Origin of the sequence: Deinococcus sp. YIM 77859 (genome assembly GCF_000745175.1) — a bacterium.
Lineage (GTDB): Bacteria > Deinococcota > Deinococci > Deinococcales > Deinococcaceae > Deinococcus.
In genome coordinates this window covers 2,385,001-2,407,924 of sequence record NZ_JQNI01000002.1, presented here as the reverse complement: position 1 = coordinate 2,407,924, position 22,924 = coordinate 2,385,001, and the positions used below count along the sequence as shown (strand labels likewise).

22 protein-coding genes are annotated in these 22,924 nt (G+C 66.7%); 13 read left to right on the top strand and 9 right to left on the bottom strand.

Translation table 11 applies throughout. From position 1 onward, the window contains the following. Positions 1 to 56: 56 nt before the first annotated feature. Positions 57 to 2,765 carry a pyruvate dehydrogenase (acetyl-transferring), homodimeric type gene (gene aceE / locus EI73_RS11865; RefSeq protein ID WP_034386926.1) on the bottom strand — a complete coding sequence of 903 codons (2,709 nt, stop codon included), beginning with the start codon at positions 2,763 to 2,765 and terminating at the stop codon, positions 57 to 59. Between the two features lie 163 nt (positions 2,766 to 2,928). Between aceE and EI73_RS11860 the strand changes: the two genes are divergently transcribed. Then, on the top strand, positions 2,929 to 3,831 hold the full coding sequence (locus EI73_RS11860; RefSeq protein WP_034386924.1) for a LysR family transcriptional regulator: 903 nt from the start codon (positions 2,929 to 2,931) through the stop codon (positions 3,829 to 3,831). 56 nt (positions 3,832 to 3,887) lie between these two features. Then, on the top strand, positions 3,888 to 5,903 hold the full coding sequence (gene uvrB / locus EI73_RS11855) for an excinuclease ABC subunit UvrB (RefSeq protein WP_034386922.1): 2,016 nt from the start codon (positions 3,888 to 3,890) through the stop codon (positions 5,901 to 5,903). Positions 5,904 to 5,910: 7 nt separating this feature from the next. Here the strand turns inward: uvrB and EI73_RS11850 are convergent, their stop codons facing one another. Continuing rightward, complete coding sequence (locus EI73_RS11850) at positions 5,911 to 7,170, bottom strand: uracil-xanthine permease family protein (protein ID WP_051935514.1); 1,260 nt, start codon at positions 7,168 to 7,170, stop codon at positions 5,911 to 5,913. A gap of 127 nt (positions 7,171 to 7,297) precedes the next feature. Here EI73_RS11850 and EI73_RS11845 point away from each other — a divergent pair, with 127 nt between their 5' ends. From EI73_RS11845 to EI73_RS11835, 3 genes are read left to right on the top strand one after another with little or no spacing between them, the layout of a single operon-like run. Next, complete coding sequence (locus tag EI73_RS11845) at positions 7,298 to 7,699, top strand: putative dsRNA-binding protein (protein ID WP_034386920.1); 402 nt, start codon at positions 7,298 to 7,300, stop codon at positions 7,697 to 7,699. Then, the gene (locus EI73_RS11840) at positions 7,696 to 8,364 is read left to right on the top strand and encodes an HAD family phosphatase (RefSeq protein ID WP_034386917.1); all 669 of its coding nucleotides are present in this window, start codon (positions 7,696 to 7,698) and stop codon (positions 8,362 to 8,364) included. The genes EI73_RS11845 and EI73_RS11840 overlap by 4 nt, the downstream gene beginning before the upstream one ends. After that, the gene (locus EI73_RS11835; protein WP_034386915.1) at positions 8,361 to 8,702 is read left to right on the top strand and encodes a YraN family protein; all 342 of its coding nucleotides are present in this window, start codon (positions 8,361 to 8,363) and stop codon (positions 8,700 to 8,702) included. The genes EI73_RS11840 and EI73_RS11835 overlap by 4 nt, the downstream gene beginning before the upstream one ends. On the opposite strand, the gene EI73_RS11830 is transcribed toward EI73_RS11835, so the two are convergent. Continuing rightward, positions 8,699 to 11,194, bottom strand: coding sequence for a transglycosylase domain-containing protein (locus EI73_RS11830; protein WP_034386913.1), 2,496 nt, complete (start codon positions 11,192 to 11,194; stop codon positions 8,699 to 8,701). The genes EI73_RS11835 and EI73_RS11830 overlap by 4 nt on opposite strands. 155 nt (positions 11,195 to 11,349) lie before the next feature. Between EI73_RS11830 and ttcA the strand changes: the two genes are divergently transcribed. Both ttcA and EI73_RS11820 read left to right on the top strand, forming a co-directional pair. Next, a complete protein-coding gene (ttcA, locus tag EI73_RS11825; protein WP_034386911.1) occupies positions 11,350 to 12,234 on the top strand; it encodes a tRNA 2-thiocytidine(32) synthetase TtcA in 885 nt (294 codons plus the stop codon). Positions 12,235 to 12,262: 28 nt separating this feature from the next. After that, positions 12,263 to 12,775 (top strand): GNAT family N-acetyltransferase, encoded by a 513-nt coding sequence (locus tag EI73_RS11820; RefSeq protein WP_034386909.1) that lies wholly within the window; start codon positions 12,263 to 12,265, stop codon positions 12,773 to 12,775. A gap of 3 nt (positions 12,776 to 12,778) precedes the next feature. On the opposite strand, the gene EI73_RS11815 is transcribed toward EI73_RS11820, so the two are convergent. Next, entirely contained in the window at positions 12,779 to 13,609 is an 831-nt protein-coding gene (locus EI73_RS11815) for a DUF72 domain-containing protein (protein WP_034386908.1), read from the bottom strand. Between the two features lie 126 nt (positions 13,610 to 13,735). Further along, positions 13,736 to 14,152: a response regulator gene (locus EI73_RS11810; RefSeq protein ID WP_034386905.1), complete on the bottom strand. Its 417-nt coding sequence runs from the start codon at positions 14,150 to 14,152 to the stop codon at positions 13,736 to 13,738. A 159-nt stretch (positions 14,153 to 14,311) separates the two neighbouring features. Here EI73_RS11810 and hisF point away from each other — a divergent pair, with 159 nt between their 5' ends. Together hisF and hisIE are read left to right on the top strand one after the other, a co-directional pair. Continuing rightward, complete coding sequence (gene hisF / locus EI73_RS11805) at positions 14,312 to 15,103, top strand: imidazole glycerol phosphate synthase subunit HisF (RefSeq protein WP_034386903.1); 792 nt, start codon at positions 14,312 to 14,314, stop codon at positions 15,101 to 15,103. Then, positions 15,100 to 15,756: a bifunctional phosphoribosyl-AMP cyclohydrolase/phosphoribosyl-ATP diphosphatase HisIE gene (gene hisIE, locus EI73_RS11800; protein ID WP_034386901.1), complete on the top strand. Its 657-nt coding sequence runs from the start codon at positions 15,100 to 15,102 to the stop codon at positions 15,754 to 15,756. The genes hisF and hisIE overlap by 4 nt, the downstream gene beginning before the upstream one ends. Here the strand turns inward: hisIE and EI73_RS11795 are convergent. Continuing rightward, positions 15,753 to 16,364 carry an SDR family NAD(P)-dependent oxidoreductase gene (locus tag EI73_RS11795; RefSeq protein ID WP_034386899.1) on the bottom strand — a complete coding sequence of 204 codons (612 nt, stop codon included), beginning with the start codon at positions 16,362 to 16,364 and terminating at the stop codon, positions 15,753 to 15,755. The two genes, hisIE and EI73_RS11795, sit on opposite strands and share 4 nt — an antisense overlap. 48 nt (positions 16,365 to 16,412) lie before the next feature. On the opposite strand from EI73_RS11795, the gene EI73_RS11790 reads away from it, so the two are divergent. Further along, the gene (locus EI73_RS11790; protein WP_034386898.1) at positions 16,413 to 16,997 is read left to right on the top strand and encodes a 5-formyltetrahydrofolate cyclo-ligase; all 585 of its coding nucleotides are present in this window, start codon (positions 16,413 to 16,415) and stop codon (positions 16,995 to 16,997) included. Here the strand turns inward: EI73_RS11790 and EI73_RS11785 are convergent. Further along, entirely contained in the window at positions 16,958 to 17,488 is a 531-nt protein-coding gene (locus tag EI73_RS11785) for a 2'-5' RNA ligase family protein (RefSeq protein ID WP_034386896.1), read from the bottom strand. The genes EI73_RS11790 and EI73_RS11785 overlap by 40 nt on opposite strands. Before the next feature lie 126 nt (positions 17,489 to 17,614). Between EI73_RS11785 and gcvT the strand changes: the two genes are divergently transcribed. From gcvT to gcvP, 3 genes are all read left to right on the top strand, one after another. Further along, positions 17,615 to 18,685 (top strand): glycine cleavage system aminomethyltransferase GcvT, encoded by a 1,071-nt coding sequence (gcvT, locus tag EI73_RS11780; protein WP_034386894.1) that lies wholly within the window; start codon positions 17,615 to 17,617, stop codon positions 18,683 to 18,685. 90 nt (positions 18,686 to 18,775) lie between these two features. Continuing rightward, on the top strand, positions 18,776 to 19,138 hold the full coding sequence (gene gcvH, locus EI73_RS11775) for a glycine cleavage system protein GcvH (protein ID WP_034386892.1): 363 nt from the start codon (positions 18,776 to 18,778) through the stop codon (positions 19,136 to 19,138). A 23-nt stretch (positions 19,139 to 19,161) separates the two neighbouring features. Beyond that, positions 19,162 to 22,026: an aminomethyl-transferring glycine dehydrogenase gene (gene gcvP, locus EI73_RS11770; protein ID WP_034386891.1), complete on the top strand. Its 2,865-nt coding sequence runs from the start codon at positions 19,162 to 19,164 to the stop codon at positions 22,024 to 22,026. Between the two features lie 72 nt (positions 22,027 to 22,098). Here the strand turns inward: gcvP and EI73_RS11765 are convergent, their stop codons facing one another. Together EI73_RS11765 and EI73_RS11760 are read right to left on the bottom strand one after the other, a co-directional pair. Then, positions 22,099 to 22,530 (bottom strand): hypothetical protein, encoded by a 432-nt coding sequence (locus tag EI73_RS11765; protein WP_034386889.1) that lies wholly within the window; start codon positions 22,528 to 22,530, stop codon positions 22,099 to 22,101. A gap of 64 nt (positions 22,531 to 22,594) precedes the next feature. Beyond that, on the bottom strand, positions 22,595 to 22,918 hold the full coding sequence (locus EI73_RS11760) for a cupin domain-containing protein (RefSeq protein WP_034386887.1): 324 nt from the start codon (positions 22,916 to 22,918) through the stop codon (positions 22,595 to 22,597). Positions 22,919 to 22,924 lie beyond the last annotated feature (6 nt).

Sequence of the window (22,924 nt, the reverse complement as noted above, 5' to 3'; positions counted from 1 at the left end):
TCAGCCATTAGCCTTCAGCATACGGGGCTAACCTCTGACGGCTGACGGCTGACGGCTTACCGCAAAACGGGCGCTTCCCGCTCCGGGTCGATGCCGAGGTCTCCCAGCGCCTTGGCGACCACGTCGCCCTTGAGCTTGCCGTCCCGCTGAAGGGCATACAGGGTGGCCAGGACCACGTGCCGGGCATCCACCTCGAAGAAGTCGCGCAGTTCGGGGCGGTCTTCGGAGCGGCCGAAACCGTCGGTGCCCAGCACCCACAGCTTGCGGTCGAGGTGCCCATTCAGGCCGTCGGCGCCCAGCTTCACATAGTCGCTCACCGAGACGAGCACGCCCGGCGCGTTCTCCTGGCTGAGCTGCCCCGCCACGTAGGAGACGCGAGGTTCTTCGGTCGGGTGCAGCATGTTGTAGCGCTGAGTCAGCAGGGCGTCCTGGTGGAGTTCCTTGTAGCTCGTCACGCTCCACACATCGGCCGCCACACCGTAGGCTTCGAGCATCCTGGCGGCTTCGAGCGCCGCGCCCATCGCCGGGCCGCTGGCCAGGAGCTGCGCCCGCAGCTTGGCCTTGTTGTTCTCGCTCCGCTGGAAGCGGTACATCCCCCGGAGAATGCCCTCGCGAACCTCGTCGCGGTTTTCGGGCATGGGCGGCTGCACCTCGTTCTCGTTGTCGATGGTGACGTAGTAGAACTCGTCGATGCCGTCCACGTACATGCGCTGAATGCCGCGCTCGACAATCACCGCGAGTTCGTAGGCAAAGGCCGGGTCGTACACCTTGAGGTTGGGCACCACGTAGGCCTGAAGCAGGCTATTGCCGTCCTGGTGCTGAAGGCCCTCGCCCGCGAGCGTGGTGCGGCCCGCCGTCGCGCCGAACAGGAAGCCGCGCGCGCGCTGATCCGCAGCCGCCCACACCAGGTCGCCGATGCGCTGCATCCCGAACATGGAGTAGAAGACGTAGAAGGGAATGGTGGGCACGCCGTGGTTGGCGTAGGCCGTCGCCGCCGCAATCCAGCTGCTCATCGCACCGTCTTCGGTGATGCCCTCCTCGAGCATCTGGCCGTCGACGGCCTCCTTGTAGACCATCAGCGAGCCGAAGTCCACCGGCTGGTACTTCTGGCCGCGCGGGCTGTAGATGCCGATGCGCGGCACCAGGGCGTCCATCCCAAAGGTGCGCGCCTCGTCGGGGACGATGGGCACGATGTACTTGCCGATTTCCTTGTCCCGCAGCAGCTTGCTCATGATCTGTACGGCGGCCATCGTGGTGCTGACGGCGCGGCCCTTGCTGCCCGCCGCGAACTCCTCGTAGAACTCGCCGGTCGGCACGGTGGGCCGGGGGTAATTCACCTCGCGCTTGGGCACAAAGCCGCCCAACGCCTCGCGCCGCGCGAGCATGTACCGGATCTCGGGGCTATCCGGGCCAGGGTTGTAGTACTCCAGGTGCTCGACCTGCTCGTCACTGAGCGGCAGTTCGAGGAGGTCACGCAGGTTCTTGAGGGCGTGGAAATCCAGCTTCTTAACTTGGTGGGCCACGTTGCGGGCCTGTGCCGTCTCGCCCAGGCCGTAACCCTTCACCGTGCGGGTGATCACGACGGTGGGGCTGCCCTGATGCTCCACGGCGGCCCGGTAGGCGGCGTAGACCTTTTTCACGTCGTGTCCGCCGCGGTTCAGAAGTTCAAGATCGGCGTCGCTCCAGCCCTCGATCAGCTTCTGCAACTCCGGGGTATTAAAGAACTTCTCGCGCAGCTCCCGACCACCAAAAGCCGCGTAGCGCTGCGACTCGCCGTCCACGAGCGCCTCGAAACGCTTGACGATCGCCCCGTTGTAGTCCTTGGCGAGGAGCTCATCCCACTTGGAGTCCCACACGACCTTGATGACGTTCCAGCCCGCGCCGCGGAAAAGCGCCTCGAACTCCTGGATCACCTTGGAGTTGGCGCGCACCGGCCCGTCGAGGCGCTGGAGGTTGGCGTTGAGCACAAAAATCAGGTTGTCGAGGTTCTCGTAGGCGGCAAAGCGCAGCGCGCCCACCGACTGCGGCTCGTCCATCTCGCCGTCTCCCAGAAAAGCCCAGACCTTGGCGTTGCCCCTAGGCTTCAGGCCACGGTTTTCCAGATAGCGGATGTAGCGCGCCTGGTAGATCGCCTGGATGGGGCCTAGGCCCATGCTGACGGTCGGAAACTCCCAGTAGTCGGGCATCAGCCAGGGGTGGGGGTAGGAGGAGAGGCCGGGACCATCCGGGCTGAGCTCGCGGCGGAAGTTGTTCATCCGCGCCTCGTCAAAGCGGCCCTCCAGGAAGGAGCGGGCATAGATGCCGGGGCTGGCGTGCCCCTGAAAAAAGATCAGGTCGCGGTCCACCCCCGCCCCATGCCCGCGGAAGAAGTGGTTAAAGCCCACCTCGTAGATCTCTGCGGAGGAGGCGTAGGTGGCGAGGTGACCACCGATGCCCTCGGCCCGCTTGTTCGCCCGCAGCACCATCACGACAGCGTTCCAGCGGATGGCGTTGCGAATCTTGCGTTCCAGCTCCAGGTCGCCGGGGTACTCCGGCTGCGCCTCCACATCGATCGTGTTGATGTAGGGCGTGTTCTGCTTAAAGAGGATGGGCGCCCCATGAAAGTAGGCGTAGTGATCGAGCTCCTCCAGCAGCTCGGCGGCGCGGTCATCACCCGCGTTCGCCAGGACGTAGGCAAGCGAGTCAAGCCATTCCTGCGTTTCCACGGAGTTGAGCTGTTCACGCTCCTGCGGGGACAGAGCCGCACGCGGTGGCATTTTCGTCATGGCCGTAGTGTAGGCCCCGCCATTCACCGCTTCCAACAGACAAGATGAGGCGATTCACCACCTCACGTGGTGAATGTGGCAGGCTGGAGGAGCAGCGAACGCGCCGGACCGGGAGGACCGAGGCGAACGCTCGTCCACCAACGCCCCATCCCCCAAAGACCCTATGGAACTTCGCCACCTCCGCCATTTCGTCGCGCTCGCCGAGGAAGAACACTTTGGCCGGGCTGCCGAGCGGGTGTTCGTGGTGCAGCAGGCCCTGTCCAACTCCATCAAGAACCTCGAAGACGAGGTCGGCGTGCCGCTGGTGCTGCGCACCACCCGGCGGGTCCAACTCACTCCGGCGGGACGGGAATTCCTGGCCGGGGCGCGGGCGACCCTGGCGCAGGCCGCGCAGACGGTCGAGCGGGCCCGGCGGGCAGCGCGGGGCGAGGTTGGACGGCTGACGGTGGGCTTCGTGAGTGGGCTGGCCTTTGGGGGTCTGCCGGAGATCGTGCGGGCCTTTCGCGAGCTATACCCCAATGTCAGCGTGGACCTGCGCGAACTCACGGCCCAGGAGCAGGAGGCGGGGTTGCGGGGCGGGCAGATCGACGTGGGGCTGATGCTGCTGCCCGTGCGCGACCCGGGCCTGGCCGCCCGACCCCTCTGGCGACAACCGCTGGTGGCGGCCCTCCCCGCCGGACATGGGCTCGCGCGCAAACGCCGCCTGCGAATCGGGGATCTGGCGGGCGAGCGCTTCGTGTTCTTTCCCCGGCATCTGCGCGCCACCTACTTCGATCAGGTTATGCGCTGGTGCGCGTCGGCGGGCTTCACGCCCAACGTCGTGCAGGAGGCGATTGAGATTCCTACGCTGCTGTCTCTCGTCGCGGCGGGAATCGGCGTCTTCCTGCCCATCCAGTTCTTCGAGCGCCTCTCGTTGCCGGGCGTCGTCTATAGGCCGGTCGAGGACGCGCCGCTGGTTGAGATTGTGGCGGTCTGGCGCCGCGATGAGGAGGACGGCGGCCCGATTGTGCGGGCCTTTTTGGGAGTAGCGCGGGAGGTGCTCGGAGAGCAGGCGCTCGCGTCCTAAGCCTCGCCCCTGGGCGGCCCCTCCCACCCAGTACGTTTGAGGCGTAAAATGGAAAGATGCTCAGGGTCAAGTCCGACTTCACGCCGTCCGGAGATCAGCCCACCGCCATCAGGTCGCTGGTGGAGGGGCTGGAGTCGGGTCTGCGGTTCCAGACGCTGCTGGGGGCAACGGGCACGGGGAAAACGTACTCCATGGCCAAGGTGATCGAGGAGACGGGCCGTCCCGCCCTCATCATGGCCCCCAACAAGATCCTGACTGCCCAGCTCGCCTCCGAGTTCCGCGAGTTCTTCCCCGACGCGGCGGTTGAGTTTTTCATCTCCTACTACGACTACTACCAGCCCGAAGCCTACGTGCCGGGCAAGGACCTCTTTATCGAAAAGGACGCCTCCATCAACCAGGAGATCGAGCGGCTGCGGCACTCCACGACGCGCAGCCTGCTCACCCGGCGAGATACCATCGTGGTGGCGTCGGTGTCGTGCATCTACGGCCTGGGTGATCCCGCCGAGTACCGGGCCCTCAACCTGATCCTGAAGGTGGGCGAGCAGGTGGGCCGTGACGAGCTTCTCGGCCGCCTGGTGACGATGCAGTACGAGCGCAATGACCTCGAACTCGCGCCGGGCCGCTTTCGCGCGAAGGGCGACATCGTGGAGGTCTGGCCCTCTTACGACGAGCAGCCCCTTCGCATCGAGCTCTGGGGCGAGGACGTCGACCGTCTTCAGGTGGTGCACCCGGTCACCGGCGAAAAACTTGCGGACCTTGACGCCACCGTCGTCTACCCCGCCAAACACTACGTCTCCAGCGCCGGGAACATCGAGCGGGCCATCGTGACGATTGGGCAGGAACTCGAAGAACGCCTCGAATACTTCCGGTCGGTGGGCAAGCTGCTCGAGGCCCAGCGCCTCAAGGAACGCACCCTCTACGACCTGGAGATGCTCAAGGTGCTGGGCTACTGCTCGGGCATCGAGAACTACTCGCGGCACATCGACGGAAGGGCGCCCGGCGAGACGCCCTACACCATGCTGGACTACTTTCCTGACGACTTCATCACCTTTATTGATGAGTCACACGTGACGGTGCCGCAGATCGGCGGGATGGCCAATGGAGACCGGGCACGCAAGCAGACGCTGGTGGACTACGGCTTTCGCCTCCCCTCCGCCCTGGACAACCGTCCCCTGAACTTTGACGAGTTCCTGCAAAAAACCGGACAGATCGTCTTTGTGTCGGCCACCCCCGGCCCCTTTGAGCGCGAGGTGAGTGACGCGGTGGCCGAACAGATCATCCGCCCCACCGGGCTGGTTGATCCGCAGGTCACGCTGCGGCCGGTGCAGGGGCAGGTGGACGACCTGCTGGGCCGCATCCGCGAGCGAGCCGCCAAGGGCGAGCGGGTGCTCGTCACCACCCTCACCAAGCGCATGGCCGAGGACCTGACCGAGTACCTGCTTGAAAAGGGTGTGCGGGCGCGCTACATGCATTCGGACATCGACTCGGTAGAACGCCAGGTGATCATCCGCGACCTGCGCCTAGGCCACTACGACGTCCTGATCGGGATCAACCTGCTGCGCGAGGGACTGGACCTGCCAGAGGTATCGCTGGTGGCGATTCTGGACGCCGACAAGCCCGGTTTCCTGAGGTCCGAGCGCGCGCTGATCCAGACGATTGGCCGCGCCGCCCGCAACGTTCGGGGCGAGGTGGTGCTGTACGCCGACACGGTGACGCCCGCCATGCAGGCCGCCATGGACGAAACCAACCGCCGCCGCGAGAAGCAGCTCGCCTACAACGCCAAGCACGGCATCACGCCCCGCACGGTGAGCAAGGGCGTGCGCGACGTGATTCGCGGCGAGGAGGTGGCAGAAGCGGAAGCCGGGGCAGTTCTGGGAGACGACCGAGACACCCTCACCGCGCAGCTCAGTGACCTTGAGCTGGAGATGTGGCAGGCTTCCGAAGACCTCGACTTCGAGCGGGCAGCCGCCCTGCGCGACCAGATTCGCGCGATAGAAGCCAAACTGCAGGGCAAGGAGTTCAAACAGGCGACGGTGCCGGGGCAAAAGGCGCGCCGGAAGGGGCGGCGGTAAGCACGGCTCACCCCGGCTCTCCTTCCCCGTCCACTTCCCGCTTCTGGGCGGGCAGGAGCAGGTTCGCGACGATCCCGACGAGGGCGGCAAGGGCCATACCGTGCAGTTCGAGGGTGGTCCCCGCCGCGTGAATCGGGAAAGAGGCCCCGCCCAGCCCCAACACCAGGATCAGGGAGACAATGATCAGGTTGCGGGAGTGCGCAAAGTCGATCTTGGCTTCGGCCAGCGTGCGGATGCCCACGGAGGCGATCATGCCGAAGAGCAGGATGCTCACACCCCCCAGCACTCCGGGTGGCAGGCTCTTGAGGACGGCAGCCAGCTTGGGCGAACAGCCAAAGAGCATGGCAAACACGGCGCCGATGCGCAGGATGGCCGGGTCATAGACGCGGGTGAGGGCCAGGACGCCGGTGTTCTCCGCATAGGTCGTGGCAGCGGGACCGCCCAGGGCCGCGCTCGTCATGTTGGCGATCCCATCGGCCAAGAGGGTGCGGCTCAGGCCAGGGGTTTGCAGGAAGTTCTGCCCCACCACGCGGCCATTCACGATCACGTCCCCGATATGCTCGATAAAGGTAACGACCGCGACGGGCGCGATGATCGCCACTGCCCGCCAGTCGAAGGTGGGCCCGTGAAAGTCCGGCAGGCCGAGGAGGGGCGCGGCACGGATGGCGGCGAGGGCCTCCCCGCTCACCTGCCCGGTAGCGAGCGCCACGAGGTACCCGGCGACCACCCCGACGAGGATGGGAATCATGCGGAAGAGGCCACGGCCGTACACGCTGGCGATCACGGCAGCCACCAGCGTCGCGAGGGCCAGCCACCAGTTGGACTTGGCCTGATTGACCGCGACGCTGGAAAGCCCCAGCCCGATCACGATGATCACGGGGCCGGTCACCACCGGGGGAAAGACGCGCAGCAGCCGCTCGGTCCCGAAGAGCCTCACGAGGGCGCTGAACAGCAGGTACATCGCTCCGGCGGCGATCAGGCCACCGGCCGCCGCGGCCGGTCCCATCTCCTTGACCACCAGGGCGGTCGGTGCAATAAAGGCGAAGCTCGATCCCAGGAAGATCGGCACGCGGCCCGAGGTAAGCAGGTGGAAGATCAGGGTGGCAACCCCCGCCGCAAACAGCGCGACGCTGGGCGACAGGCCGACCAGAATGGGCACCAGCACGGTCGCACCGAACATGGCAATGGCGTGCTGAAGCCCCAGGACAAGGCGGCGTTCGGGCCGGGCAGGGCTGGGGGGCGGAGCGGCGGTCGTCGTCTGAGTCATAGGGCCTCCGGTCGCGCCGCAGAACCCGAGCTTGCCGAGCGAAGCGGGGGAGCTGGGCGCGCATTGTTCCGGGAGCCGAGGATATCGCCTGAGGCCACCGGGGAGCGCGGGGCGGTACGCTCATGCCATGAACACCAACGCCAAGGGTGACCTGATCGCACGCCTGACAACGCTGGGCCGGGGCGCACCCGCCTTCGAGGCAAGGGCGGAGGGCCCGCCCCACGATCCCCTCTTTCACGTGACGGTCACGGCAGGCGGGCAGTTCCTGGGAGAGGGCAGCGGCCGCAGCAAACGTGACGCGGAACGCGCCGCCGCCGAAGCGGCCCTGCGCGCGCTGGACGGCGAACAAGACGAGAAAACACGAGCAGGAGGCCGCTGGCCGATCTATGCGGCGGTGCTTGAAGGCGCGCTTGAAACCGCCCTTGAACTCGCTCCCGAGGACGCCACGCTGGACGACGTGCGCCGCGACGCGGCTCGGCTCTACCGTGACCTGCTGACGGATCTGGGGCACGGGCCGGAGGAAACGTGAGCCCTGCCCTTCCCCTGCGGCCCGCCGGGGTGCTCTTTGACATGGACGGTGTCCTCACCCTGAATAACGTCTTTCACCGCCAGGCCTGGCAGGAGGTGGCTGCCGAGCTGCTGGACCTCAGCCTCAGCGAGCACGACCTCGACACCAAGGTAGACGGCGGGCGCAACCCGGAGATCCTCGCGCGGCTCCTTGGCGAGGCGCCCGCAGAGGACCTCATCCGCCGCGTTCACGAGGCCAAGGAGGGCCGCTACCGAGAGCTGGCACAGGGGCAGCTGCGCGAGGTCGCGGGGCTAGGTGCGTACCTCGACGCGCTGGAGGCACGCGGCATCCCTTTTGCGCTCGTCACAAGCGCGGACGCGGTCAACGTCGAGTTCGGCATGGCGGCGCTCGGTCTGGGCCAGCGCTTCGGTCAACGGGTGCTGGGCGAACACGTCACACGCGGCAAGCCCGACCCCGAGCCTTTTGAGCGGGGCGCCGCCCTGTTGGGGCTCGACCCCCGCGCGTGCCTCGCGCACGAGGACGCGGTGAACGGGGTGCTCAGCGCGGTGGGGGCGGGCTGCACGGTTGTGGCGCTCACGACCACTGCCCCGGCGGAGCGCCTCCTCGCGGCGGGCGCGACGCTCGCCGTCCCCGACTTCACCCGCTTCAAGGAGTGGCTGCGATGAAGGGCGCAGCCGCCGAGGCCCGCGCCGCCGCCCATCTCGCGGCCTTGGGACGCGAAGTCCTCGCGCGCAACTACCGCATTCCGGGGGGCGAAATCGACCTGATCACACGGGACGGTGACGTCCTTGTCTTTACTGAGGTGCGCCAGCGCCGCCGTTCGCGCCACGGCAGTGCCGCTGAAAGCGTCACCCCGCGCAAGCTCGCACTGATGCGGCGCGCTGCCCTCACCTACCTGACCCGCGAGTTCGGGCGCGACGACCTCCCCTGCCGCCTGGAGGTGCTGGCGGTTGACGGCCCGCCGGAGACAGGGAAGCTGACGCTGATCCCGCTGGACGGCTAGAAGGTGGGCGGCGCGTCCCCGTTTCCTCTCTGCGGGTCGCCCTCTCGGAAGCCGGGAAAGAAGCCCTCGGGAAACGGGGGGAATTCGCCGCTGTCCTGCGGCACGGCCTCGGGTTCGGAGGGCAGGGCTTCTGGGGTGACGTCAGGCGGTGGGACCGGCTCGGGGTCGACCGGAACGCTTTCCGGCTGCTGGGGCGTGAAGGGAGCTTCGCCGCTGTCTGTAGGCGCGCCATACGGCTCCTGCGGTGCAGGGACGCTGTATGGGTCCTGAGGCGGAACCTCGTTTGTTCCGGCGCTGTCTGTTCCGGTGCTGTTCGGGACGGCCTCAGGAGTCTCGTCCACAGGCGCGACCTCCTGCGGCGCCTCCGGCACGGTGAACTGCGGTTCGGGATCAGGCTGAGGCGCCGGCTCGGGCACGGGCTGAGGAGCAGGAGCAGAACGCCAGCGGCGGCTGAAGAACGTGCCGCCTCCACTGTTTCCGCTGCCGTCGCGCGCTACCCCCTCCTGATCAGCCTCCTCCTCACGGAAGGCCATGTTGACCCGGCGCACCACCCGGTAGGTGATTCCACCCGGCTCCTGGAAAGTCTGCCGGGGCTGTCCGGCAAGCGCCCCCGCGACCGCCTGTTGCCAGATCGGTGTGGGAATCTCGCCGCTGTAGGCCCAACTCGGAAGCGAGCCGCCGTCTTGCTTCCCGACCCAGACGGCCCCAGCGATGGTCGGCGTGACGCCTGCAAACCACAGGTCCTTGACGTCGTTCGTGGTGCCCGTCTTGCCGCCCACGTCCCAGCCGGGAATCTGCGCGCGGGTCGCCAGGCCCCCCTGCCAGGGCGTGAGGTCGTTCACCACGCCGCGGATCATGTCCAGCCCCAGCCAGGCGGTGCGTTCGTCCCACACCCGCTTGGGCTGTGGGGCCGGACGGCGGTAGAGAACCTGTCCGCGGGCGTCTTCCATACGGCGAACCAGCGTGGGCGCGTAGTACAGGCCGCCATTGGCAAAGGGTGCGTACGCCGCGGCCATCTGGAGGGGGCTTGCCTCCAGCGTGCCGATACTCAGCGAGAGCCCGGCATCGGGCGGCGGCGTGAGGCCAAGCTGGCGCAGCTTGTCCTCGAAGGCGTTCAGGCCGATCTCCTGCGCGATTCGCACGGTGGGAAGGTTCAGGCTGTGGTCCAGCGCGTAGCGCATGGTGACAAACCGGCCTGTCCAGCGTCCGTCGTAGTTCTGCGGCTGATATTCGCCCTGAAGGGGCGCGTCCAGCACGGTGTCACTCTGCTTCCAGCCCTTTTCCAACGCGAGGGTATAGAGAAGCGGCTTGATGGAGCTGCCCACCTGCCGCCGGGCCTGCGTCGCGTTGTTCCAGTCCGAGGGCCGCCCGCCCGTCAGCTTCTGACCCACCAGCGCCAGCACCTCACCGTTGTTGGGGTTGACCAGCGCCAGGCCCAGGGTCGCTCCGTCTGGAAGCTGCGCATTCAGGCTGGCCCGCTCGGCGGCCTGCTGCGCCTGGAGGTCCATCCCGGTGTAGATCTTGCCCCCGCCGAACAGCGCCTTGCGCCCAATCTTGGGCAGAAGTTCTCGCTCCACCGCCTGGAGGTAGTGCAGGGACTGATAACGGTTGATGCCGCGGGCCTGCTCGGCCGCCGTGATGTTCTCCTGAAGGCGCTCGGGCCGTTCCAGCACCGCGCTGCGCAGGGTGCCGTCACTGTTCCAGCCGATGCGCCAGCCCGCCGGATAAATCTCCGTCTTCCAAGCCGCGTCCGCCTCGGCCTGGGTGATCTGCCCGTCTTCTACCATACGCGTCAACAGGTCCTTCATCAGCGGGCGATACCCCTTGAAGTCCTTGTAGCGCTTGTTGGGGGCGGGCACCAGCGTCGTGAGGTACACGCTTTCCGCGAGGTTCAGCTCAGAAGCGCTCTTTTTGAAGTACGCGCGGGCCGCCGTCTCTGCCCCGATGATGTCGCTGCGGCCTCCGTCACCCCAGTAGATGACATTGAGGTAGGCGTTCAGAATCTGGTTTTTGCTGAAGTTGCGTTCCAACTGGTAGGCGAGCACCGCCTCCTTGAATTTGCGCTCCGGCGTCCGTGCGCCCTCTAGGTCGGCCAGCAGCGTGTTTTTGACCACCTGCTGCGTGATGGACGAGCCGCCCTCCAGATCGTTTTTCAGCAGGCCCTTGAGCAGCCCGCGCGCGATGCCGATGTAATCCACGCCGTGATGTTCGAAAAAGCGGCGGTCCTCACTCGTCACGATGGCCTTTTGCAGCCAGGGACTGATCTCATTCAGCTTCAGCAGGTCGCGGTTGACGCCCTGACCGCTGCCCAGGCTGGGGGTCAGCGTGCCCACCAGTTCACCCCGGCGGTCGTAGACCCGGGTCTGACCGCTGAACTCCAGCACGTCGAGGTCCTGAACGCTGGGCAGGTCCCGCCCCCACATCCACCACAGGCCGCTCGCACCCGCCGCGCCAGCCAGCAGCAGCACGCCCAGACCAGTGAAAAACCGCATGACGTTCACTTTAGCGGCCTTTCATGAGGGGGTTCGGGCACCGGTTACGGTCTGGGAAGAGCATCGTGCCGTTCAGGGTACGCGTCACTGCGCGGCCTGTCGTCAACCGTTAGCATGACGCCCACTTCGCCTGCCCACTGCGGGAAGCTCCGACCATGACCAAGACCGCTGACCCCACCCCCCGAGACCCTGCCATCCTGTTTCCGCCCCTCGTCAAGGGGGCGGCCCAGGCCATCACCGATTACCGCATGATCGAAGAGGGCGACCGCGTGATGGTCTGCCTCTCCGGCGGCAAGGACAGCTACACGCTGCTCGATATCCTCCTGTATCTCCAGAAACGCGCGCCGGTCAAGTTCGAGGTGGTCGCCGTCAACCTCGACCAGGGGCAACCCGGGTTTCCCACCCATGTCCTGCCCGAGTACCTGACCCGCCTGGGCGTGCCCTTTGACATCCTGACCGAGGACACCTACGCCATCGTCAAGGAGAAGACGCCGGAGGGCAAGACGACCTGCGCGCTGTGCAGCCGGTTGAGACGGGGCATCCTGTACGCCCATGCCCGCAGGATCGGCGCGACCAAAATCGCTCTGGGGCACCACCGTGACGACATCCTCGAAACCCTCTTTATGAATATGTTCTTCGGCGCCCGCCTCAAGGCCATGCCGCCCAAGTTGCAGTCGGATGACGGGACGAACGTGGTGATTCGTCCCCTGGCCTACCTCGCGGAGCGCGATATTCAGCGGTATGCGGAGGCCAAAGGCTTTCCGATTATTCCCTGCAACCTGTGTGGCAGCCAGCCCAACCTGCAGCGCCGCGTCGTGGGCGAGATGCTCGAAGGCTGGGAGCGGGAGCATCCGGGCCGCCTCCAAAACATCCTGCGCTCGCTGACGCGCGTGACGCCCAGCCACCTGCTCGACCGCGACCTCTTCGACTTCGCCAGCCTAAGCGTCACGCCGGCCGAGGGGGATACAGGCTTCGACGGCGAGGAGTACCCGGAGCGGGAATTCCTGGCGGGGCTGAGCGAGATGACGATGCTGGGGTAAGGGCCGCCGCATTCGCTAGCCTGACGGGGTGCGCCAGACCATCCTCACCACCCCGCGCCTGATCGTCACCACCTGGGTGCCCGAAGACTTCGCGGCCTTCCAGGCGCTGCACGCTGATCCCCTCACCATGCGTTTTTTCGCCAGTGGCCCCTATGACCAGGCCCGAGCAGAGTCACGCTTTGCGGACTTTCTGGCGGAGCAGGCGCAGTGGGGCTGGACAAAGTGGCGCGTGCAGGACAAGGGGGGCACAACGGTCGGGCGCGGCGGCTTCGGCCTGAGCGATGACGGCCAGCAGCGCGAGTTGGGCTACCTGCTCGCTCCCGACTTGTGGGGGCAGGGGCTGGCGACCGAGCTGGCGCGTGCCCTCGCCGCCTGGCACTTCCAGCACCCTGATTTCCGCCTCAGCCCGGATCTCCTCGCCTTCGCGCACGTGGAGAACCGGGCCAGCCGAAGGGTGTTGGAAAAGGTAGGGTTCACCCCGACGGAGGAGCGTGACTGGCAGGGCCAGCCGCATGCCTTTTACCGGCTCTCCGCCTGCTGAAGTTCACAGCAGCCGCCCCTCTTCCCCCTCCGGCTCCGGCGGCTGCACAGGCACCCCCCGCGCGTTGAGGGCTTCGCGCAGCATCGGGATGTTCTTAAGGGCGTGACCCTGGGTCGTGTTCTGAAAAAACACGTACAGCTCGGACAGCTCATCGGCCACCAGGGCGATTTTCTCGGCCCACTCGTCCATCTCGGCGCGGGTGTAGAGGTAGTCGTGGCGTTCGGACGCGCTCTGACCTTCCCACCAAGTGCCCTTGTTGCGGCCGTGGAGCCGGAGGTAACCCACATCGGTGGTGACGTGCACCTGCGGCTCAGGCATGCCGCCGACCGGGGGGTAATCGGGGCTCACCCAGATCAGGCCGTATTCGGCCATGCCCTCGCGCACCTCCGGTTTGTCCCAGGAGGCGTGCCTGAGTTCGACCGCCAGCTCATGTCCGGCAAAGCGCTCGGCCAGCCCCAGCAGGTACCGGCGGTTCTCTCCCGTGCGGTGGAAGGAGTAGGGGAACTGCGCGAGATAAGGGCCCATCACCCCCGCCTCACGCAGCGGCTCGGGGCTTTGCAGCATTCGGTCAAAGTCAGCACTCGCGGGGTTGCGCTCGTGGGTAAATACCCTGTTCAGCTTCACGGTAAAGCGGGTGCGGCCACCCGACCGGCGAACCATGCCCTCAAAAGCCTTGATGCCGGGAATGGCGTAGAAGGAGGAATTCAGCTCTACGGCATCGAAATACTGGGCATACGTCGCCAGGTAGGCCTCTTTCCTGACGCCCTCGTAGATCAGGCCGGGAGCCGTCCAGTCATCGTTCGTGTAGCCGCCGCAGCCGATCCAGACACGCATGGCTTCAGGCTACGTGGTTCGTCGCCCAGCGGTCTTGAGGGTTTCCAGAGTCCTGGCTCCTTCCCTGAAGGAGCACCAAGAACCTTGGCTCATTCTTCTCACTTCTTGCCTCAGCCCGCTCTGTGTTTAGTTCAGGCGTGGGCGACAGTTCAGGCGCGTCCAGAAGGCGGCAATGGTGTGAATGGCGCTGCGAAACTGCGTGAAGTCAAGAGGCTTAATAACGTAGGCGCTGGCGCCATGAGCGTAGCTGTCACGGATATCGCGAACCTCGTCACTCGTGCTGAGCATCACGACCGGGATATGACGGGTGGCGTCCTGCGCGCGAATGGCGTCCAGCACAGCCAGACCGTCCATGTGCGGCATTTTGAGGTCGAGGAGAATCAGGTCCGGCAGCGGACCCGGTCCCCGGAGGACGTTCAGCGCCTCGGGGCCACTCCCCGCGACCGTCACGTCGTGTGTGCCGCCCTCTTCCTGAAAGGCCATCAGGGTGAGCTCGACGTCGTTCGGGTTGTCATCGACCAGCAGGATGCGACGGCGTTCCACGAGCCTTTTCCCCTTCCCCCCAGATCATCTGACCGGATATGAAAATTTTATCAATTGTTGCGGGCGGCTTGTGATAGGCCTGTGAGTCCAAGCCCTGCGTTCCCGAGCCGTCTACCCGACCAAGCGGAGGGCACAGGCCGCCGGAGTAGACTACGCCCCATGCTCACGAAGCGGATCATTCCCTGTCTCGACGTGCAAAACGGGCGGGTGGTCAAGAACGTGCGGTTTTTCGAGAACCACCGCGACGCGGGGGATCCCCTTCTGCTGGCTCAGCTCTATGAGGCGCAGCAGGCCGACGAACTCGTTTTCTACGACATCACGGCCACCCATGAGGGCCGTGCCCTGATGCTGGATGTGGCCGCCCGCGTGGCTGAACAGGTCATGATGCCGCTCACGGTGGGAGGCGGCGTGAATGCGGTCTCCGACTTCCGGCAGCTGCTGCTGGCGGGAGCCGACAAGATCAGCGTCAACAGCGGTGCGGTGCGGCGACCGGAGCTGATCCGTGAGGCCTCGGACCACTTTGGAGCGCAGTGCGTGGTGCTCAGTATAGACGCCAAGCGGCGGCCAGGAGGCGAAGGCTGGACCGTCCACGTGGGCGGTGGCCGCGTAGATACCGGCCTGGACCTGATCGAGTGGGCGCAGCGGGGCCAGGCCCTCGGCGCGGGCGAGATCTGCCTGAACGTGATGGACGCCGACGGCACCCGCGCAGGCTTCGACCTGGAAGCCACCCGCGCCGTCGCCTCGGCGGTGGACCTGCCCGTGATCGCCTCGGGGGGGGCCGGGCGGCTGGAAGACTTCCGCGACGTGCTTCTTGACGGTACAACCGGGGGACACGCCGATGCGGCGCTTGCGGCCAGCGTCTTTCACTTCGGGGAGCTGACGGTTCCGCAAGTCAAGGCGTACCTGCGGGACGAGGGCCTGCCGGTGCGGCCGGAGTGGAGGAATGCATGAGCCTGCTTCAACAGCTCCGCTTTGATGAACGCGGCCTCATTCCCGTCGTGACCCAAGACGTTCGGACCGGGGCGGTGCTGATGCAGGCGTATGCCGACCGAGCCGCCGTCGAGCGCACGTTGAGCACACGCGAGGCCACCTACTACAGCCGTTCGCGCGGCGAGCAGTGGGTCAAGGGCAAGACGAGCGGCCACACCCAGCGGGTGGTGAGCGTCCACGCCGACTGCGACGGCGACAGTCTGCTGTACCGGGTGGAGCAGACCGGCCCGGCGTGCCACACCGGAGCGTACTCGTGTTTTCACCAGCCGCTCCTGGAGGAAAAGCCGTCTCAGACTGGCCTGGGCGGCACCCTGGAACGTGTCTACGAAACGATCACCGAGCGTCTCGCCACCCTGCCCGAACAGAGTTACGTGGCGCGGCTGCATGCCGGGGGCCTCGACCGCGTGCTGAAAAAGGTCAGTGAGGAGGCAGGCGAGGTGCTCCTTGCCGCCAAGAACGGAGACCGCACCGAACTCGCGACCGAGGTGGCTGACCTGCTGTTTCATACCCTCTTTGCCATGGCGGAAGTCGGCGTCTCCCCTGCCGATGTGGCCGCTGTCCTGCAGGGGCGGGAGGGCAAGAGTGGGCTGAAGGGGCCGAAGGAAGTAGGCTAACCCTCCACGCTCAGTTCCGGCTGCGGGGGGCCGTCCCGGTCCAGGGCGATGGCGGCCGCAACCACCTGCGGCGAGAGGGCCCCGCGCGGTACCCGGCCCACCTGTGTCCAGAGGCCTGTATTCACGGCCGGGGGCAGTACCAGCGTTATGTTGACCTCGCGCGCCTCCAGCCGGGCGATCTCGACGGCGCTTTTCAGGGCGGCCTTACTCGCGGCGTATTGGGAAAAGCCCCGCGCGGTGACCAGCTCGGGCCGCGCCCCCAGCAGGTAGACGCGCCCGCCGGGCTTCAGGCGCCCCAGCCCGTGCTTGAGCACCCACAGCGCCCCGAAGTAGTTGGCATGCCACACCGCCCGCACCGGCGCGGGGTCGGCCTCCTGCAGCAGGCCAGGCAGGGCCGCGCCCGCGGCATAGACGAGGGTGTCCAGCTCCCGCAGCTCCTCCAGCAGTGCCCTCACGTGGCTCTCGTAGCTCAGGTCCGCGGCCTTGGCCTGCGCGCCGAGTTCGGCGGCCAGCGCGGAGAGCCGCCCCGCGTCCCGCCCGCTCAGGGTCAGCCGGTCTCCCCGCGCGGCAAAGGCCCGTGCCGTCGCCGCCCCGATCAGCGTGTGCATGCGCCAGTAAAGCCATGCTCCCCTCCCCAACACAGTATTGTCCTGTACATGCTCTCCAGGCCCGTCCCCACCGCCTCCAAACCGGAGTGGCGGACCTGGGCGCGCGCGGTCCGGGCCGAACTGCCTGATCTCTCCGCCGCGATCACCGTGCACCTCGCGGCCTTTTTACGCGCTCGGGGAGCGCGGCGCGTGCTGGCCTACCGCGCCCTGCCGGGCGAACCGGATGTGGCGGACCTCGCGGGCAGCTTTGAGCTGTTCACCACCCGCGCCCGCTTCCAACCCGAACCGCACCTCACGCTGCACCCCTGGGACACCGCTACCGAGCTCAGCCGCTTCGGGGCGCGCCAACCCCCGGCAGACGCGCCGCGTGTCCCCCTTGGGACGGTGGACGCGGTGCTGCTTCCCGGCCTCGCCTTTGACCGCTTCGGCGTGCGGCTGGGCTATGGGGGCGGCTTCTATGACCGCCTGCTGCCGGGCTTTACGGGCTTGACCGTAGGGGTGGTGGGAGAAGCGCTCGTGGTCGACGCGCTGCCCCGTGAAGCCCACGACCTGCGGGTGAATTTTCTGGCCACCGAAACAGGCGTACGGCGTGTTCACTCCTGGCCCAGCGGCCACGCCTCCTCCGGAACGTAGCAGCTCCCCGGTCCGGGCTTACGCAGCAGCCACACCTCCCGCGCCGTGAAGGTAAGGGGCCGGGCCTCGAGGTCAGAGAACTCCGCCTGGGCGGCGGCAAGCACCTCCCGCAGCTTCACTCCTCTCCGGTTCAGAGCGAGGGTGAGGTGGGGTGTCATGTGCGCGCCCTCGTCGCCCAAGCGTGTGGGCGGCCGCAGGGCCTCCAACAACCGCAGGTGCAGCGCAACCGCCTCCGGGGAGTGGACGGCGAGATACACGGCCCGCTCGCCCCCAAAGGCTCGCGCCGCCCCCACACGCAGCGTGACCGGCGGGCTCGCCGCGACCACCTCCCGCGCCACCGGCAGCCAGGCCAGGTCCGCATCCAGTCCGCTGCGCGCCTTGACGGTCACGTGAGGAACACTCTCGCGCACCCCGAGGCGCGCCCGGAACGTTTCCACCCGTGACGCGAGAACGGGAGGCGGCAGCAGGCCCAGCAGAAAGGCGGGCGTCACCGGGTCTTTCCCGCGCGCAAAAGCTCCGGCACACGCACCTTTCGGCGTTCTGGCATCCCCTACTGTACCTCACAAGACGTCCGAGTCTCCTGGACGGCACCGGGCGGGCTCCAGTACAGTTCAGGGGTGACCCGCACTCCTGAAACGCCGCTCAAGCGGACGCCCCTGCACGCCGCGCACCTGCGCGCGGGTGCCCGCATGGTTCCCTTTGGGGGCTGGGAGATGCCCGTGCAATACGCAGGCGTCAAGGCCGAACACGAGGCCGTGCGCACCCGTGCGGGCGTCTTCGACGTGTCGCACATGGGCGAGTTCCGCGTGACGGGGCCGGACGCCGAGGCCTTCCTCCAACACGTGACCACCAACGATGTCGCCAGGCTCAAGCCCGGCCGTGCCCAGTACAACTGGCTCCCCAACGAGACGGGAGGGCTGGTGGATGACCTCTACGTCTACCGGGTGGGACCGGAGGAATTCCTGCTCGTTGTGAATGCCGCCAATATCGAGAAAGACTGGGCACACCTTCAGCGGTACGCTCCGGGCTTCAGCGTTGGGCTGAGCGACGAGTCAGACCGCTGGGGGCTGCTCGCGGTGCAGGGCCCAGCGGCCGAGCTGCTGCTGCAACCCCATGTGGACGTGGACCTCAGCGCGAAAAAGAAGAATTCCTTCTTCAAGGCCACCCTTCTCGGCTTCCCGGTCATGCTCGCCCGCACCGGCTACACCGGCGAGGACGGCTTTGAGGTCTTCGTGGAGGCGGGGGAGGCGGGGGCGCTCTGGGAAAAGCTCCTCGCCCTGGGCCTTTCCCCCGCTGGACTCGGGGCCCGCGACACCCTGCGGCTGGAAGCGGGCTTCCCCCTCTACGGCCACGAGTTTGCCGAAGACCTGCACCCCCTCGCCAGCAGCTACACCTGGGTGGTCAAAGACAAGGCGCATGTGGGCCGCGAGGGGCTTCGGGCCGCGCCGCCCGTACGGCTGATCGGCCTGACCCTGGAGCGCGTGCCCGTTCGCGAAGGCTATCCCGTGCTGCTGGGCGGTCAGCCCGTTGGTCACGTCACCTCCGGCACCATCAGCCCGACCCTCGGCCACCCCATCGCGATGGCCCTCGTACGAACGGACGCCGCTGCCGCCGACACCTTTGAGGTGGAGGTCCGGGGCAAGGCGCATCCGGCGCGGCGGGTCGAGCTGCCGTTTTACAGAAAATAACGCGGGGGGCTTGTGGCCTGTAGCGTATGGAAGGAGGGCGGTCTCCTCTTGACCGCGCCAGCGACAGGCAACCCACCCAAAGGAGAACCCATGCAGACCCCAACCGAACTGAAGTACGCCTCCTCTCACGAATGGCTTGCCCCCGACGGCACCGTCGGGATCAGCGACTTCGCGCAGGACCAGCTCGGCGACGTGGTGTACGTCGAGCTGCCCGAAGTGGGCCGCGTGGTTACCGCAGGCGAGACCGTGGCGGTTGTCGAGAGCGTGAAGACCGCCTCCGACATCTACGCCCCCGCAAGCGGCACCATCGTGGCGGTCAACGAGCAGCTGGCCCAGAATCCCGAGCTCGTCAACAGCAGTCCCTACGGTGACGGCTGGCTTTTCCGGCTGGACGTGACCGAGGAAGGCGGCGACCTGATGGACGCCGAGGCGTACGCCGCCGCAAACGGCTGAAGCGGAGCCGCCCAAGGAGCCCCATGCGCCCCCTGAATGAACTCCTCAACACCGACGATTTTACCCGCCGCCACATCGGGCCCAGCGAGGCGGAACAGGCGGAGATGCTCGCCGCGCTGGGTGTGGCCAGCCTGGACGAGCTGATCGAGACCACCCTCCCCGAGAGCATTCGCTTCGAGGGCGAACTCCAGGTGGGCGGCCCGGTCACCGAAGCGCAGGCGCTGGCAGACCTTAGAGCCTTGGCAACTCAGAACCAGGTGTTCCGGTCCTACATCGGCATGGGGTATTACGGGACCCACACGCCGAACGTCATCCTGCGCAATATGCTGGAAAACCCCGGCTGGTACACGGCCTACACGCCCTACCAAGCCGAGATCAGCCAGGGTCGCCTGGAGATGCTGCTCAATTTCCAGCAGATGGTGATGGACCTCACCGGCATGCCCGTCGCGGGTGCCTCCCTGCTGGACGAGGCCACTGCCGCCGCCGAGGCGATGACGCTGGCGCGGCGCGTGGTGAAGCAAAAGGGCAACGTCTTTTATGTGGCGCAAGACGTTCATCCCCAGACCCTCGACGTGATCCGTACCCGCGCCGAGTTCTTCGGCTACGAGGTGGTCACCGGCCCCGCGAACGGTGACCTGCCCGAGGGCACCTTTGCCGTCCTGGTGCAGACGCCCGGCACGTATGGCGACCTGCACGACCTCTCCCCGGTCGCCGAGCGCATTCACGCGGCGCAGGGGGCGTTGATCGTGGCGACGGACCTGCTGGCCTGCGCCCTCGTGACCCCGCCCGGCGAGCAGGGCGCGGACATCGTGGTCGGCAGTGCCCAGCGCTTCGGCGTGCCCATGGGCTTTGGCGGACCACATGCGGCTTTCTTGGCCTGCCGCAGCGAGTACCAGCGGTCCATGCCGGGCCGAGTGATCGGCGTCAGCCGGGACAGCCGGGGCAAGACGGCCCTGCGGATGGCGATGCAGACCCGCGAGCAGCACATCCGACGCGAGAAGGCGACCTCCAACATCTGCACGGCGCAGGCTCTGCTGGCGAATATGGCCGCGGCGTACGCCGTGTACCACGGGCCGGAGGGGATTCGGACGATTGCGGAGCGGGTGCATCGGCTGACGGGAATTCTGGCGAAGGGTTTACAGGACGGTGGTTATTCCGTCAACGAAACCTTCTTCGACACGCTGAGCTTTAACGCGGACGTGGACTTCATTCAAAAGCGGGCCGAGGCCAAAGGCATCAACTTCCGCTATGAGGGCGAAGGATACCTCCCGGACCGTGTGGGCATCAGCTTGGACGAGACAACCACCCCACAGGATGTGGCCGATATCCTTCAAGTCATTACCGGGCAGGAAGTTGATGCTCTCGCCCTTGACGCTGAGGCTACTGGCGGCATCCCCGCCAACCTCAAGCGCACTTCCCCCTACCTCACCCACCCCGTCTTCAACACGCACCACTCCGAGCACGGGATGCTGCGGTACCTCAAGACGCTGGAAAACCGCGACTACAGCCTCGTCCACGGCATGATTCCGCTGGGAAGCTGCACCATGAAGCTCAACGCCACCACCGAGATGATCCCGGTGACCTGGCCCGAGTTCAGCAGCCTGCATCCCTTTGCGCCCAAGGAGCAGACGCAGGGCTACGCGCAGATGCTCGCGGAGCTGGAAGCGTGGCTGGCCGACATCACCGGCTACGACGCCGTGAGCCTCCAGCCCAACAGCGGCGCGCAGGGCGAGTACGCCGGACTGCTGGCCATCCGCAGGTACCACGAGTCGCGGGGCGAGAGCCACCGCACCGTCTGCCTGATTCCGGCGAGCGCGCACGGCACCAACCCCGCGAGCGCCGCCATGCTCGGCATGCAGGTTGTGGTCGTCAAGACCGACGAGAACGGCAATGTCGACCTGGATGACCTCAAGGCGAAGGCCGAGCAGCACGCGGACCGGCTGGGCGCGCTGATGATCACCTACCCCAGCACCCACGGCGTGTACGAGGAGCATGTCAAGGAAATCTGCGACGTCATCCACGCGCATGGCGGACAGGTCTACCTGGACGGCGCGAATATGAACGCGCTTGTGGGCCTCGCCAAGCCTGGCCTGATCGGCAGCGATGTCAGTCACCTCAACCTGCACAAGACCTTTGCCATCCCGCACGGCGGCGGCGGACCGGGGATGGGACCGATCGGCGTCAAGGCTCACCTTGCACCCTTCCTACCGGGTCACCCCGTTCGTCCGGTGGGCGGAGGACACACCGGGGCCGTGAGCGCGGCGCCCTACGGCAGTGCCAGCATCCTGCCCATCAGCTACCTCTACATTCGGCTGCTGGGGCCACAAGGCCTGAAAAAGGCCACCCAGGTCGCCCTGCTCAGCGCCAACTACGTCGCCAAACGGCTGGGGGACGCCTATCCTGTGCTGTACACGGGACGCAACGGGCGGGTAGCGCACGAATGCATCCTCGACATCCGCCCTATCAAGCAGGCGACCGGCATCACCGAGGAAGACATCGCCAAGCGCCTGATGGACTACGGCTTCCACGCTCCCACCATGAGTTTTCCGGTGCCCGGCACGCTGATGATCGAGCCCACCGAGAGCGAGCCCAAGGCCGAACTCGACCGCTTTATCGACGCGCTGCTGAACATTCGCCGCGAGATTCAGGAGGTGCAAGACGGCCTGCTGCGCGCCGAAGACAGCCCGCTGCGGCACGCGCCACACACGCAAGACGACCTGCTGGCCCAGGAGTGGAACCGCGCCTACAGCCGCGAGACTGCGGCCTTCCCCACCCGCGCGCAGCGGGCATGGAAGTACTGGCCCGCCGTCAACCGGGTGGACAACGTCTTTGGAGACAGGAATTTTGTGTGCTCCTGCCCGCCCATCGAGGCCTACGCAGAGGTCTGAGGCGCCCAACACCGACCGAGAAGACCTTCGACTGTTGGGAGAGGCCCGCCGCGTGTCCTCTCCCGTTTCTTCTCAGTCTTCACCCCGCTCCGGCCTGATCTTGAGCGCCTGCCGGGCCAGCAGCAGAGCGAGCAGCAGCCCCGACACGTGCCCGATCCACGCTTGGCCCGCGACCGCAAAGGCCAGGTCCGTCGCTGCCAACAGCACACCCAGCAGAACGCCGACCAGCGGCACTCGGCTTTGATGGGGGGTATCGTACATGGGCGTACGGGGATGGGGATCCGTCATCGCATCCTGCGCCTCGACATACCGAATCAGCGTGAGGACGCCGTACACCAGAGTCAGGCCCGCCACGAGCATCAGCCCAAGCCCCACGTAACGCCCGGCCTCTGCGTAGTCCATCGCCCCCAGGGTGAAATGCCACAGCGAGGTCAGCAGCGCCAGCAGGGCCAGGCCCAGCGTAGCGGGCGTGCTGTACATCGGAGGAGCACCAAAAGGAGGCATAGAGACGCTTCACCATACGTCCTCTTGGGTGTGGCGACCGTAGCGATGACCGCTCATAGGGAGTTTAGCGGTCGGCAGGAGGTGCAGTCACCTCCACAGCGGTAAGCGTCTCCTTGATGCGGAAGGTGTGCGGCGTGTTGCGGGGGACGCGGTAAGAATCGCCGGGGCCTAGGCTCACCGTCTCGCCGTTCACAATGAGGTCCATGCGGCCCTCGATGACGTACCCCAGCGTCTCGTAGGGCTGGCTGCGCTCGGGCTTGTCGGCATTGGGTTCCTCACGCAGCCACAGGCGCATGCTGCCGTGCTCCCCACGGATGAGGTGATGCTCGCCGTTCTCGCCGCGAGTGGTGTCGTCACGGCTGACCCGGTACCCATTCTGTTCCGACATGCCCCA